The sequence below is a fragment of the Shinella sp. SUS2 genome (assembly GCF_001262505.1).
Classification (GTDB): domain Bacteria; phylum Pseudomonadota; class Alphaproteobacteria; order Rhizobiales; family Rhizobiaceae; genus Shinella.
This window is the reverse complement of sequence record NZ_KQ410725.1, coordinates 163,426-177,449: the sequence shown is the minus strand read 5'-3', so window position 1 is coordinate 177,449 and position 14,024 is coordinate 163,426. Positions and strand designations below refer to the sequence as shown.

12 protein-coding genes are annotated in these 14,024 nt (G+C 63.3%); 6 read left to right on the top strand and 6 right to left on the bottom strand.

What is annotated here, in order from left to right:
- The first annotated feature begins 22 nt into the window (after positions 1-22).
- The 3 genes from AKG11_RS05975 to AKG11_RS05965 are packed head-to-tail and all read left to right on the top strand — an operon-like array spanning position 23 to position 2,167.
- A complete protein-coding gene (locus tag AKG11_RS05975; RefSeq protein WP_050743257.1) occupies positions 23-952 on the top strand; it encodes an ATP-binding cassette domain-containing protein in 930 nt (309 codons plus the stop codon).
- On the top strand, positions 945-1,775 hold the full coding sequence (gene znuB, locus AKG11_RS05970) for a zinc ABC transporter permease subunit ZnuB (protein WP_050743256.1): 831 nt from the start codon (positions 945-947) through the stop codon (positions 1,773-1,775). Before AKG11_RS05975 ends, znuB begins: the two co-directional genes overlap by 8 nt.
- Complete coding sequence (locus tag AKG11_RS05965; protein ID WP_023515521.1) at positions 1,772-2,167, top strand: Fur family transcriptional regulator; 396 nt, start codon at positions 1,772-1,774, stop codon at positions 2,165-2,167. The genes znuB and AKG11_RS05965 overlap by 4 nt, the downstream gene beginning before the upstream one ends.
- Positions 2,168-2,215: 48 nt before the next feature.
- On the opposite strand, the gene AKG11_RS05960 is transcribed toward AKG11_RS05965, so the two are convergent.
- Both AKG11_RS05960 and AKG11_RS05955 read right to left on the bottom strand, forming a co-directional pair.
- On the bottom strand, positions 2,216-4,126 hold the full coding sequence (locus tag AKG11_RS05960) for a caspase family protein (protein ID WP_050743255.1): 1,911 nt from the start codon (positions 4,124-4,126) through the stop codon (positions 2,216-2,218).
- 98 nt (positions 4,127-4,224) lie between these two features.
- Entirely contained in the window at positions 4,225-4,752 is a 528-nt protein-coding gene (locus AKG11_RS05955) for a gamma carbonic anhydrase family protein (protein ID WP_050743254.1), read from the bottom strand.
- Between the two features lie 107 nt (positions 4,753-4,859).
- On the opposite strand from AKG11_RS05955, the gene dusA reads away from it, so the two are divergent.
- Positions 4,860-5,927 carry a tRNA dihydrouridine(20/20a) synthase DusA gene (gene dusA / locus AKG11_RS05950; RefSeq protein ID WP_050743379.1) on the top strand — a complete coding sequence of 356 codons (1,068 nt, stop codon included), beginning with the start codon at positions 4,860-4,862 and terminating at the stop codon, positions 5,925-5,927.
- 121 nt (positions 5,928-6,048) lie between these two features.
- Positions 6,049-6,636: a J domain-containing protein gene (locus tag AKG11_RS05945; protein WP_088016465.1), complete on the top strand. Its 588-nt coding sequence runs from the start codon at positions 6,049-6,051 to the stop codon at positions 6,634-6,636.
- A gap of 15 nt (positions 6,637-6,651) precedes the next feature.
- On the opposite strand, the gene AKG11_RS05940 is transcribed toward AKG11_RS05945, so the two are convergent.
- The 4 genes from AKG11_RS05940 to uvrB form a co-directional block, all read right to left on the bottom strand.
- On the bottom strand, positions 6,652-7,077 hold the full coding sequence (locus tag AKG11_RS05940) for a hypothetical protein (RefSeq protein WP_050743252.1): 426 nt from the start codon (positions 7,075-7,077) through the stop codon (positions 6,652-6,654).
- Between the two features lie 946 nt (positions 7,078-8,023).
- Positions 8,024-8,752 (bottom strand): AIPR family protein, encoded by a 729-nt coding sequence (locus AKG11_RS35670; RefSeq protein WP_256364417.1) that lies wholly within the window; start codon positions 8,750-8,752, stop codon positions 8,024-8,026.
- Positions 8,753-8,772: 20 nt separating this feature from the next.
- The gene (locus AKG11_RS35665) at positions 8,773-9,732 is read right to left on the bottom strand and encodes an AIPR family protein (RefSeq protein WP_156334071.1); all 960 of its coding nucleotides are present in this window, start codon (positions 9,730-9,732) and stop codon (positions 8,773-8,775) included.
- 142 nt (positions 9,733-9,874) lie between these two features.
- Positions 9,875-12,943 (bottom strand): excinuclease ABC subunit UvrB, encoded by a 3,069-nt coding sequence (gene uvrB, locus AKG11_RS05935; RefSeq protein WP_050743251.1) that lies wholly within the window; start codon positions 12,941-12,943, stop codon positions 9,875-9,877.
- A gap of 112 nt (positions 12,944-13,055) precedes the next feature.
- On the opposite strand from uvrB, the gene AKG11_RS34430 reads away from it, so the two are divergent.
- Entirely contained in the window at positions 13,056-14,000 is a 945-nt protein-coding gene (locus AKG11_RS34430) for a DUF3137 domain-containing protein (protein WP_130520704.1), read from the top strand.
- The last annotated feature ends 24 nt before the right edge of the window (positions 14,001-14,024 follow it).

Here is a 14,024-nt window from a genome sequence, read left to right as displayed (position 1 = left end):
GCAACAGGCTTTTGGAAAAATGATGCTGCAGACCCCCACCAAGACCTTCCAGCCGCTCGTCTCGCTTGCGGGCGTCGGCGTTCGTCGCCAGGGCCGCTGGCTCGTGCGCGGCGTGGAGTTCTCCATTGCACCGGGCGAGATCGTCACATTGATCGGCCCCAACGGGTCCGGCAAGTCGACGACGGCCAAGACGGCGATCGGCGTGCTGAAGGCCGACGAGGGCCGGGTGGAGCGTAAGGCCGGCCTCAAGGTCGGATACGTGCCGCAGAAGCTGTCGATCGACTGGACCATGCCGCTCACCGTGGACCGGCTGATGACGCTGACCTCGCCGCTGAAGGGCGCGGAGATCGATGCCGCGCTGGAGGCGACCGGCATCCGGCATCTCGCGCGCGCAGAGGTGCAGCACCTGTCGGGCGGCGAGTTCCAGCGTGCGCTGCTGGCCCGGGCGATCGCCCGCAAGCCGGACCTCCTGGTGCTCGACGAGCCGGTGCAGGGCGTCGATTTTTCCGGTGAGATCGCGCTCTACGACCTCATCAAGACGATCCGCAACACCACGGGCTGCGGCATCCTGCTGATCTCGCACGACCTGCATGTGGTGATGGCGGAGACCGACACCGTCATCTGCCTCAACGGCCATGTCTGTTGCCGGGGAACGCCGGAGACCGTCAGCCAGAGCCCGGAATATCTGAAGCTGTTCGGCGCCCGTGCCGGCCAGACGCTCGCTTTCTACAACCACAACCACGACCATACGCACCTGCCGGACGGCCGGGTGCTGCATGCCGATGGCTCGATCACCGACGATTGCCGGCCAGAAGACGGGCGCCCCGTCGATATCCTGCCGACCGGCGGGCGGGCGGGGCCGATGCGCATCGGCCATGTGCATGGCCCGAACTGCGGCTGCGACCACGGACCGGCGCCGGCCCGCAGCGGCGAGGAGCGGCGCGATGCTTGACGATTTCTTCATCCGTGCCCTCGTTGCCGGCGTGGGACTGGCGATCACCGCCGGGCCGCTCGGCTGTTTCGTCGTCTGGCGGCGCATGGCCTATTTCGGCGACACGATGGCGCATTCGGCGCTGCTCGGCGTCGCGCTGTCGCTGCTGATGGAGTTCAACCTCCTGCTCTCCGTTTTCATCGTCGCCGCGTCCGTCTCGCTTCTCCTCCTGCTGTTGCAAAGGCGTGGCACGCTTTCCACCGACGCGCTGCTCGGCATCCTCTCGCATGCGACGCTGGCGATCGGCCTCGTCATCGTCTCCTTCATGACCTGGGTGCGCATCGACCTCGTCGGCTTCCTGTTCGGTGACATTCTCGCCGTCACGCGCGCCGACGTGGACCTCGTCTGGGGCGGCGGCGTGCTCGTCACCTTCGCCATTATCTGGTTGTGGCGCCCGCTGATCGCCTCGACGGTGAACCCGGAACTGGCGGAGGCGGAAGGCCTGCAGCCGGAACGCACGCGGCTTGCCTTCATGCTCCTGATGGCACTCGTCATCGCCATCGCCATGAAGATCGTCGGCATCCTGCTGATCACCTCGCTGCTGATCATTCCCGCGGCCACGGCCCGGCGCTTTTCCACGAGCCCGGAGATCATGGCGGTGCTCGCCTCGGTCGTCGGGGCACTCGCCGTTGTCGGCGGGCTCTTCGGTTCCTTGAAATTCGACACGCCCTCCGGTCCCTCGATCGTGGTTGCAGCATTGGCTCTGTTCATTCTAAGCCTGCTCACCAGGCCGAGGACGAGCGGAGCGGCTCATTCGCCAGCAAGCCAGGGAGGTCGGGCATGACCACGCAACCATTGACGCGCAACCAGGGCCTCGTCTTCGACGTGCTGTCGCATTCCGAAGGCCCGCTGAGCGCCTATTCGATCCTCGACAAGCTGCGCGACAACGGGTTTCGTGCACCGCTGCAGGTCTACCGGGCCCTCGACAAGTTGCTGGAATTCGGCCTCGTGCACCGGCTCGAAAGCATCAATGCCTTCGTCGCCTGCGCCCATCCGGAGGACGGCTGTCACGCCCACGGCATCACCGCCTTCACGATCTGCGAGACCTGCGGCAAGGTCACCGAGTTCCACGACCACGTCATCGAGGACCGGCTGAAGGGCTTTGCGATGGACCGCAACTTCAAGACCGGCAAGACGACGATCGAGATTCGCGGCACCTGTGCGGGCTGTGCCTAGAGCGCTTCCGCCGAAGCGTGAGCGCTTCGGCTGGCTCGGCTAGAGGTCTCAACCCGCCTTCTTGTCGAAGATCGCCTCGACGGCGCGGATGGTCGAGGGGCCGAACTGGCCGTCGATCGCGCCGGAATAGACGCCCGCCTCGACCAGCCGCTGCTGGAGGGCCTTGCGGAACTTGAGCGACCAGGCCGTGGTGTTGTCCTTCATCTGGTAGCGCGCGCCCTGGTGGCCGAGGCGAAGGGCTTTCTCCATCCAGGCCGCTGCCGTGACGGGATCGTTTTCCGTGTCGATGCCGTCGAGAATGGCGGCGGCGTTCTGGGCGCCCTGGCCATTGCCGTTCTCCGCGGCCTTCGCATACCATTTCAATGCTTCCTGCTTGTCCTTGCGCACCGCGCGGCCGCGTTCGTACATGGTGCCGATGTTGTTATAGGCCTGCGCGTTTCCGGCATCGGCGGCTTTCCGGTACCATTCCAGGGCCAGCGCATGGTTCTGCTTGACCCCGTCGCCGTTGGTCAGTGCGAAGCCGAGGCTGGTCATGGCTTCGGCGTTGCCGGCCTCGGCGGCCTTGCTGAACCAGCGGTAGGCCTCCTTCTTGTCCTTGGCGACACCCAGCCCTTCATCATAGAGGAGGCCGACCTTGTTCATCGCGAAGGCATTGCCGAGGTCCGCGGATTTGCGGAACCAGCGCATGGCCTCGGCGCGATCCTGCGCCGTGCCTTCGCCATTCTCGTAGAGAATCGCAAGATTGCGCATCGCCTGGTGGTTGCCGAGATCGGCGGCCTTGCGATACTGCGCCAGCGCTTCGGCAAAGCGGCCGCCATTGTCCAGCGCCCGGCCGAGCTGGTAGGCGAAGCGCTTCTCGCCGGGATTTTCGCGTATCGCCGCCTCGCAGGCCGGTATCGCGCGGGTGAAATCGATCTTGTAGAAGTCGACGCCCTTGGCGGCGGCCAGCTTGAACGGGTCGTTCTCGGCGGCCGCCAGGCGGTCGCATTCGGTTTCGCCGGACGTTTCCTGGCGGCTGACGGCGGGGGCGAGCGCGGCCATGCGCTGGCGGGCGATGTTGGCAAAGGCGCAGGCCGGGAAAAGGCGCAGATGATCCTCGAACATCGCCTTGTCCTTGCTCTCGCGGATTTCCGCCCAGTGCGCGCTCGCATCCCGGCAGGGATCGCCCTGGCCGATGGCGCTGCCGGCGGCGTCGGGCGCAAGGCCTTCGCCCAGCATGACCGTCTCGAACAGCGAGCCGGTCTTGAACGGACGCTGCTTGCCGCCCGTCGCCTCGAACACGTCCTTGGCGACCGCGCGCAGCGCCGCCTCGATCTCCAGCCCTGGAGTGACGAGGTGGCGGGAGAGCGCCGCGGCATAGGGGCTCATCGCGCCGTCGCCGTCGAGCGCCACGTCGCCGGGCGCAGTGGCATAGCCGATCAGCATGTTGCTTTCGGCGCTGTCGACGCGGGCGAGGCCCCGGGTGGGGATGCCGCGGGTGGAGAGCCGCTTCATGGAGGTGAGGAACGGGTTGTCGCGGCAGGCATCCAGCAGCACGAGCTTCAGCTTCGTGGCACCGGCCAGCGCATGCAGGAGGTCGTCGAGCAGGATCGTCTCGTATTTGACGTCGCGGTCCGAGGCGAGCTTCGCATCGACGGGGATGAGGAAATTGTCGCCGTTCACCTCGATGCCATGGCCGGAATAGTAGATGAGGCCGATATCGGCGCCGGCGACCTTTTCCTCGAAGCCGGCAAGGGCTTGCGACATCGCCGCGCGGCCGGCGTTCTCGAGCACCGTCACCTCGAAGCCGGCCGTCTCCAGCGTCGCCTTCATCGCCGTGATGTCGTTGGGCGGGTTCTTCAGCACTGTCGCCGGCGCGGCATAGGTGGCATTGCCGATCAAAAGGGCGGCCTTGCGCGCGGCAACGGCCGGCTGGCCGATGACGACGGCAAGAAGCAGGATGGCGAGACGAAGCAGCATGGTCCCCTCACGCGGCCTTCATGGCGAGGAGAAGTATGCCGCAACCCTGTCGGGCGGGGAAGTTTTTCCGGTGGATTTTTTCCGGTCGAATGCCGGGATCAGAGCGCCTTGAGGCCGATCTTGAAGCGCTGCCAGTTGCGCACATAGCTTTCGGCGGAGCGCGTGAGCCCGGCGACCGCCTCGTCGTCCAGCGTGCGGATCGCCTTGGCGGGCGCGCCGACGATCAGCGAATTGTCCGGGAAAACCTTGCCTTCCGTCACCAGCGCATTGGCACCGACGAGGCAGTTCTTGCCGATGACCGCACCGTTCAGCACCGTCGCACCCATGCCGATCAAGGAGTTGTCGCCGATGGTGCAGCCGTGGATGATGGCGCTGTGACCGATCGTGCAGCCTTCGCCGATCGTTACTGGTCTGCCGGGGTCGACATGCACGACGACGCCCTCCTGGATGTTCGAGCGCGCGCCGATGGTGATCGGCTCGTTGTCGCCGCGCAGCGTGGCGCCGAACCAGATGCCGACATCCTCGCCGAGGACGACCCGGCCGATGACGTTCGCATCCGGCGCGACCCAGTAGCGGTCGCCTTGGGGAAGGCTCGGGGCGTGGTCGTCGAGGGCATAGAGCGGCATGGTTTCCTCCGGCAGGTCTGATTCCTGCCGTCACTCTAGCACCGGTGAAGGAGGGCGGGGAAAGGCCAGGGTGGTTTTTCCGGGCCATATGGAGTATGAGCCGCGCCATGACGAACGCAGCCACATTCTACCGCCAGGCCGTGACGACGGGGACGAAGATTTTCGCCACCGCGCCGATGATCGACTGGAGTGATCGCCACTACCGCGTCTTCGCGCGCCAGCTCACGACGAATGCGCTGCTCTTCACCGAGATGATCGTCGCCGATGCGATCCTGCGCGGCGACCGCGAGCGACTGCTCGGCTTCGACGCGGTGGAGCATCCCGTCGCGCTCCAGCTCGGCGGCAACGATCCGGCAAAACTGGCCGAGGCGGCGCGGATCGGCGAGGGTTTTGGTTATGCCGAGATCAACCTCAATGTCGGCTGCCCGTCGGACCGGGTGCAGTCCGGCACGTTCGGCGCCTGCCTGATGCGCGAGCCGCAGCTCGTCGCCGATTGCGTGGCGGCGATGAAGGCGGCGGTTGCCGTTCCCGTCACCGTCAAATGCCGCATCGGCGTCGACGACCAGGATCCGGAGGTGGCGCTGCGCGAGCTTGTTTCTCGCGTGAAGGCCGCCGGGACGGATGCCGTCTGGGTCCATGCGCGCAAGGCCTGGCTCCAGGGGCTCTCGCCGAAGGAGAACCGGGACATTCCGCCGCTCGACTACGGCCTCGTGCGCCGGCTGAAGGCGGAGAACCCAGACCTATTCGTCGGGCTCAACGGCGGGCTTCACACCCTGGGGCAGGCTCTCGAAGAGATGACGGGACTGGCTGGCGTCATGCTCGGACGGGCTGCGTATCAGGATAGCGGCATTCTTGCGGGCGTGGATACTCTTTTTCCGCATCCGCTCCAGACGGCTGGTCGCCTATCCGATCCGAAGGTGCTTTCCACGGAATATTGGGAAGCGGTGCGGGACGCGATGATGGCCTATGCGGGCGGGGTGATCGCCCGCGGCGGACGGGTGGCGCATGTCACGCGGCACATGATCGGGCTCTTCCAGGGCTTTCCGGGCGCGCGAAAATACCGGCAGATCCTGTCGACCGACGCGACGAAGCCGGGGGCGGGGCCGGAGGTGATCGCGGCGGCCTTCGCGGCGGTGCTGTCCGCCAGGGCCGAGACGGCCGCGGCGGCGGAATAGCGCTTTCTGTGCATCGCCTTGCGCCGACCACAATTTCGTCCCCTCGGGGTCGGAGAGTTTGTTACAGAGACGACGCAGTGCAAAAAGACGGACAGGTGGCCGCGTGATCGATCCCTACGCCATGCTCGGAATAGAGCGCGATGCCGACGACAACCAGGTGAAGGCGGCCTATCGCAAGGCCGCCAAGGGCATGCATCCGGATTCCGGCGGCGACGCGGACCAGTTCGCCCGCCTGCAGACCTGCTACGACCTTTTGCGCGATCCCGTGCGCCGAAAGGTCTTCGACGACACCGGCTTCGACCCGCAGCTTGCCGATCCGCGCGACCTCAAGGGCCTGATGCTGCTCGAACCGCTGGTCAACGACGTGATCCTCGACGAGCGCGAGCCCGGTAGCTTCGATCCGCTGGCGGCGATGCGCCGAAAACTCTCAGACGACATCGTCAAGAGCCGCTTCCACATCCTCGAGCTGGAGCGCCACCGCAACCGTGTGCGCCAGCATATCGACCGGCTCGGCCGCAAGCCCGGCACGGACTTTCTGGGCTCCATGCTGCGCGCCCGCTCGCAGTCGATCGCCGAGGCGATCCGCAATGCGGAGGGGCAGATCCAGGTCATCGAGCAGGCCTATTCCATGCTGGAGGGCTATTCCTACGAGCTGGCGGCGGCGCTCGAACCGCTGCCGGTCGAAGTGAAGGGCGAGGCGGCGGAATAGGCCGCCCGCGCCGTCTCAACGGGGCAGCGGCGGCTCGTCGCCCTCGTATCGCACCGGCAGCCTGTTTTTCGCCCGCGCGGTGGCGAAGGCGCGGTACTCCGCAAGCGCGGCACCGTGCAGGAGCGGGCGGGCGGCCTCCACCGCGGCGTCCTGAAGGGCGCGGGTCTCGCGCCAGGGCGAGGCGAAGGCGAGCTTTCCGCGGGAATTGCCGAAATCCCTGACAGCGCGCACGATCTGGACGAAATCGTCGAACAGGCGGCGCTGCTCCGCGTCGAGATGGCCGAGGCAGCAGGGTTCCTGCGTGTCGTGGAAGAACCAGGCGCAGTAGCCGCGGCGGCGGCAGCTCCGGATGCGGCAGACGCGCTGCGGCAAGGCCAGCATCTCGGCCGCGCGCACGAGGAGGGCAAGGTCGGACGGGGGAGGCTGGGGGCGATCGGCCATCGGGGCTCCTGTCGGGGTTGGGGCGGATGCCGCGCCGGCCCGCGCCGGTTGCGCGCTGCACGGGACTGCGGCCCTGCCGAGGGGGGTGTGCCGGGGTATCCGGTTCACCGGAAAGGCTTTCCGATCCCGTTTCTATCGCATCGTCCGGCGGCGAAGCGGTCTCGTTTCAGCCGGACGGGCTCTTGCGCCCGCCTCCCGGCTTCGCCGCCGTCTGCGGCGCGGGAAGGGGCGCTCCGGCCGGGCGGGCGCGGGCGGTGCGCCGGTTCCGGGGAGCGTGCGGACAGGCGTTCGCCTTCCCGCGCGCAAAAAATACGCCGGGGTGCGGGCATCGGGCTTCGGACGGGGCGCTGGAAGCCGCCTTGTCAGAAGAGTGTATATGACGCCTTTCAGCGCCCCGTTCGGCGGTTTTTGCCCGCGACTTGGGTCTCTCTGCAAAGGCTGGGCGCAAGAACGTTCGTCGCCGGTTTCCGGGGCGGTTTTGTCCGGTTTTGCGCGCCGGGCGGGCTCACCTTGAGCCTCACCCGGACGGAAAGGTTTTGACGCCTTTCCCGGGAAAACGCCGCTCCGGCGGACGATGCCGACGCATCCATCACACCCGGCCCCCTTGTGTGCCGCACAGGCACGCCCGGCGCGCCGTTCGAGGCATGAAGCGGAGGGCCCGGTCCGACGCCCCGCCGCTTCCCCCGTGTCGCCGGAGGGAGACCATTTTCCGCGAGCCCCCTCGGCGACGGCCTACGTCCGTCCCCCGCCAAAAGCGCCGACCCCGCCTCGCCGCAACGCCTTGCGGTGTATCCGCGGCGGGATGAGGGGAGTATGGCATGGGGTGATGGGGGTGGGGAAATTTACCGGAAGAACACTGTCGTTAGCACGGGAGATTATGTTGCCTAAATCGGAGGCATAGGATTCGCGTTTTAACGCTGGCCGGCAAATCCTCCACGCTGATACTCTACCCAATCATAACTTCCCTGACTTCCGAAACAAATCTCGTTGTCCGTAGGCGATCTCTGCCAATTTCGCCCAATTTAGAGAATCTTTTGGCGATATCGTTGCAAATTCCGATGCAAGTCTCATCATTCTTTGATACAACATCTATGATTGCTTCGCAGTCTTTTTCCACTTTTGATGATGTCACATTGGCCGGGGTGCTTCCGCAGATAATATACCTGAATGCCATAAGTGAATACCACTTAAATCTATTGAGTGATTTATCGATTTTATTATTACCATGAAGTAACTTTAGTCTGTAGCTACAGTATGCTGCTGCATAGAATATTTCTTCTTTGTTTTTTGGATCAAAGACAACGCCTTGCAATTCTTCAACAAGTTGATTGGGGTATCGGCTGGCAACGTCAGGCTTGTCGAGAAACATAGCTCCGGTGCAGCGAGCAAGCTCCTTTAGATCGAATATTCTGATGGTAGGGATGTCATCTCTACCATACTGATTTGGTCGTCTCTCAAAATACAAGCGGTGCTCTTCGTCTCCACCTCTAGCTATGAAGTAGCGTTCAACGGCTTTTACGCTATCTAATGTCGCTAAAAACTGATGCTCTTCTATTTTATTTTGTCTATTTGTGGATTTGACAATGTCATCGACAATGTCTTGATCATCTGTCTCGATGATTTTTGCCATTATCGTAACTTTTTCGGTGATCGCGCTCTTATTCTCGAACAACACATTCGATGTTTGGCAGCCATTCACAATCTGATAGTTAGATATATATATATTTCATTGCTCTGTAATCTGACGTCTGGTGAGATTATTGTGAGGCCATTATTCATTATTCCGAATCTTTGAGATCGATTTTCATCGTTGATTGTGTTGCCAATCTCGGTGTTGATCTCGCTGCCATCGAAAGGAATAAAGTCTCGTACGTTTTCTTCGAAAATTGATTTTCGGAGGCTGCCGTTCTCATCGGTTAAGACCTTGTCTGTAAATTCTCTCGCAGAAACTGTGACGACGTAACTCTCCTCAATGCCTGAACTCTTTGGGAAGGATGCGGAGCCGATAATCTCAAAAGTTGTTTCATAGGCTCCTTGCGATTTTACCCAATATGATAGGAGTTTTTCGCGGCCAATCAGTATCGCATCAGATGAGAAAAATAAGCCGGTGTCTTCAAGGCGGTTTTGGAGGGTTTTCTCCGCAGAAAGTATTTCACTATCTGATGCTTCGTTGGCTGTATTTACGAAGAAGCATTGTATCCTTGGTCTTCCATTTTTTATTTTTCCGACGTTCTTAATTATTATGCTGAAAACTTCTTTTCTTTCCAATAAATCGTCATTGTATTTATGAGCGTGCTCTTCTGAGATGAAATCTAGGATCGCGCTCTCAAACGTATTTATTTCTTTTTTGTTCCATGTTTCTGATGTTTTTGATTGTATCAATACGCACGTTATGTCGTGGTTGTTCTTTTTCTTTTCAAATAGAGAGTTTATTTCATCTTTTGATGTGATTATCGCTTCATCGCATATAAAAAATGCCGAATCGATTCCTGGTTCATCGCCGTCATATGTCAGTGTTTCCGGGTTAATATTATCAAAAGTGAAATGTTTCGCTATACAGTAAGCCGAAAAAGCTTCAAAGTTTTTGCTCTCCGAGTGGCTTAAGTTGTACTTCTTTACGAAATTATCAAAGTGATTCTTTATTACCCGGTGCATGTAAGGCCTCCATCAATGAATTTGAGGCTACCGCAGTTTTGAATTGCTTTTTAACCAAAAGTTTTCTTTTTTAAATGCAGATGGGCTGGCAAGCTAGTGATTGTGTCACGTCTAACTGGATGTCTGTCACTTATTAACTAGGCTATTGCCCCGGCCGCCCCGTTTTCCCCTTCGTGCGCCCCTTGCGCTTCTCCTCCGCCGGGTCCTCATAACTCCCCACGCCAATCTTCCCCCGCCGCACCGGCTTGGCATCCTCGGCGCCGTTCGCGCGCTCGGGTTGGCCTTCGAGGAGGGGGGAGGTGCGCTTCTTGGTGCTGAGGGTTTCCGGGGGGCGGTCCGGCAGGTCGCCGGTGACGGGTTTTTCGGTGCGGCCGACGGTCATTTCGTCGAGCGTGTTCTTTCGGAAGAGGGATTTGCCCGCCGGCTCCGCGACGTCGCGGCCCATCTCGTCCAGATGCGGTTTGCGGAAGAGCGGGCGCTCGGTGTCGGTGCCCGGGCCCATGTCGTCGAGCGAGGGTTTCTGGAAGAGGGATTTTGCCGAGGGTTTGCCGGAAGGGGTATCCCCCTCTGCCCTGCCGGGCATCTCGCCCTCAAGGGGGGAGATCGACTCGTGCTCGGTGCCGGTTTTCCTCTTTCCGCTCCCGGCCTGGGCCTTCGCCGAGCCCTTTCCACTCCCCCTTGCGCCTTCGGCGCCTGACGCTTCCTGCCTTGCCATCGGGTCGTCCATGACGGCGAGTTCGGCGGCCTTGAGGCGCTTGATCTCGTCGCGGATGCGGGCGGCGGCTTCGAAGTCGAGGTCGGCGGCGGCGTCGCGCATCTGCTTTTCGAGCGCTTCGAGATGGGCCTTCAGGTTGTTGCCGACGAGGTGGCCGGCATCGGCAAAACCCTTGCCGGAGACGCCGGAAATGTCGGCGCGGACGTGGTCGCGCTCGTAGACGCTGTCGAGGATGTCGGAGATCTTTGCCTTCACCGATTCCGGGGTGATGCCGTTGGCCTCGTTGTAGGCCACCTGCTTTTCGCGGCGGCGGGTCGTCTCGTCCATGGCGCGCTGCATGGAGCCGGTGATCTGGTCGGCGTAGAGGATGACCTTGCCGTCGACGTTTCGCGCCGCGCGCCCGATGGTCTGGACGAGGGACGTTTCTGAGCGCAAGAAACCTTCCTTGTCGGCGTCGAGGATGGCGACGAAGCCGCATTCGGGGATGTCGAGGCCTTCGCGCAGCAGGTTGATACCAACCAGCACGTCGAAGGCGCCGAGGCGGAGGTCGCGGATGATCTCGATACGTTCAAGCGTGTCGATGTCCGAGTGCATGTAGCGCACGCGAACGCCCTGTTCGTGCAGGTATTCGGTAAGGTCCTCGGCCATGCGCTTGGTGAGCACGGTGACGAGCGTGCGGTAGCCGGCCTCAGCGGTCTCGCGGATTTCGCCCAGCACATCGTCGACCTGGCTCTTGGCCGGGCGCACCTCGACGGGCGGGTCGATGAGGCCGGTCGGGCGGATGACCTGTTCGGCGAAGACGCCGCCGGACTGTTCCAGCTCCCAGCCGCCGGGCGTCGCCGAGACGGCGACGGTGTCCGGGCGCATGGCGTCCCATTCCTCGAAGCGCAGCGGGCGGTTGTCCATGCAGGAGGGCAGGCGGAAACCGTATTCGGCCAGCGTCGCCTTGCGGCGGAAGTCGCCGCGGTACATGGCGCCGATCTGCGGGATGGTGACGTGGCTTTCGTCGATGAAGATCAGCGCATTGTCGGGTACGTATTCGAAGAGCGTCGGCGGCGGCTCGCCGGGGCGGCGGCCCGTCAGGTAGCGCGAATAGTTCTCGATGCCGGCGCAGGAGCCGGTGGCTTCCAGCATTTCGAGGTCGTAGCGCGTGCGCTGTTCGAGGCGCTGGGCTTCCAGCAGGCGGCCGGCCTTTTCCAGCTCGGTCAGGCGGTGTTTCAGCTCCTCGCGGATGCCCTTGATGGCGCCGTTCAAGGTCGGGCGGGGGGTGACGTAGTGGCTGTTGGCGTAGATCTTTACCGATTTCAGGTCGCCGGTCTTCTGGCCGGTCAGCGGGTCGAACTCGGTGATCGCGTCGATCTCGTCGCCGAACATCGAGATGCGCCAGGCGGCATCTTCCAGGTGGGCGGGGAAGATTTCGATCGTGTCGCCGCGCACGCGGAAGGAGCCACGCTGGAAATCCATCTCGCGGCGCTTGTATTGCTGGGCGACGAGGTCGGCCAGGAGCTGGCGCTGGTCGAGCCGTTCGCCGACCTCCATCTGGAAGGTCATGGCGGTGTAGGTCTCGACCGAGCCGATACCGTAGATGCAGGAGACCGAGGCGACGATGATGCAGTCGTCGCGCTCCAGCAGCGAGCGCGTCGCGGAGTGGCGCATGCGGTCGATCTGTTCGTTGATCGACGATTCCTTCTCGATGAACGTGTCGGAACGCGGCACGTAGGCTTCCGGCTGGTAGTAGTCGTAGTAGGAGACGAAATACTCGACCGCATTCTCCGGGAAGAAGTTCTTGAACTCGGAATAGAGCTGGGCCGCCAGCGTCTTGTTCGGCGCGAGGATGACGGCGGGGCGCTGCGTCTCCTCGATCACCTTGGCCATGGTGAAGGTTTTGCCCGAGCCGGTGACGCCGAGCAGGACCTGGCTGCGCTCGCCGTCCGACAGGCCGTCGACGAGGTCCCTGATGGCCGTCGGCTGGTCGCCGGCGGGCTTGTATTCGGTGACCATGCGGATCGGGATGCCGCCCTCCGACTTGGCCGGCCGGGCGGGCCGGTGCGGCGTCCAGAGCTTGCCGTCCTTGAACAGCGGGTTGCCGCTCTCGATCAGCTTCGACAGCGCGTCCACCGTCGCGGTGACGGCCGTGCCGGCGCTGAGGGACGCGGCGTCCTCCAGGGAGACGTCGAGGCCGGAGACGGGCATGAGGCCGGCGGCGGCGCGGGTCTTCGGGTCGGAGGAGGCGCCGATCGAGACGCCGCGGGAGGTTTTTGTCGCCGTGACCTGCTCGGTGTGGCGGCGGGCGGCGTTCTCCACGGTCTTGCGGTGTTTGCCGGCCTTCGAGGCGACCTCGCGGCGGCTTTCGACGCTGGCCGCCTCCGCCTCGGCCTCGAGCTGCTTCACCCAGTCGGAGACGCTGCCCGAAAGCGGCGCGCCTTCGAAGTCGGACTGCGGGGCTTCCTCGAAACCGGGGTTCGAGGGCGAGGATTTTTTCGGGGTTCTGGCCATGCGGGGAATATGGCGAGAGTCATCCGGAAAGGGAAGGGGTGAAGAGTACAAAAGGGAAACGAATTTGCGGGGCGCTCCGGCCGTTATCCTCGAAACGGGGTTGGGGGCGCGCATGAGCACGGTGGACGAGGCGGCGCTGATGCCGAAGGAGGGGGCGCTCGAGGAGGTGCGGGCGGCGGTGGCGGCCTACAATGCGGCGCGGCCGAAGGTGGCGCGCGACATGTATCTCAACCTGACGCTGGTGCTCGGCGTCTACCTGCTGTTTTCGGCGCTGCTGCTCTATCTCGTCGCCACGCAGATCGAGGAGGACTGGACCTTCGTCACGCTCGGCGTGCTGGTCTTCGGGGCGACCCTCGCCTGGAAGTTCGCGGTGGGGCCGGCGACGCGCTTCCAGCAGGGCCTGCGCGACCGCATGCTGCCGCTGGTCTTCGGCTTCGTCGACGAGGTGCAATATGTGCACGGCGCGACGCCGCGGTTCCTCTCGGGCATGCCGGACAAGGAATTCGCGCCGCGCGACCGCTCCGAACACGGCGACATGATCGCGGGCGTGCACGAAGGGCTGGCCTTCACGCTCTCCGAGACGGAGCTCAGCACCGGCAGCGGCAAGAGCCGGCAGACGACCTTCAAGGGCGTGATCTTCCATTTCGAGCGGGAGGAGGCGTTTCCGGGCCTTCTGGTCGCGGTGCGGAAACCGAACGCCGTGCATCGCTTCATGCGCGACCTCTTCGGCGGCGGGGCGCTGGCGCTCGTCACCAGCGGCAACCCTGACGTTGACGCCTATCACGAGTTCCGCACCGACCGGGCGGAGGCGGCAACGCCCATCGTGCAGGGCACGCTCGCGAAGGCGCTGGATTACCTTGCGAGCGTGTGGCGGGACGACGTGGTGCGTCTCGCCCTCAAGGGCCGGGACTGCTACCTGCTGGTGCCGACGAAGAAGGACTTCTTCGAGCTGCCGCCGGTCGACACGCCGATCGACTTCGACCGCTATATCCGGCCGATGATCCGCGATCTCGTGACGCTGCTGGCGACGGCGCAACTGGTGCGCAAGATCGGGTAGAGGGTGTCGCCTCCAGGCTCGGCG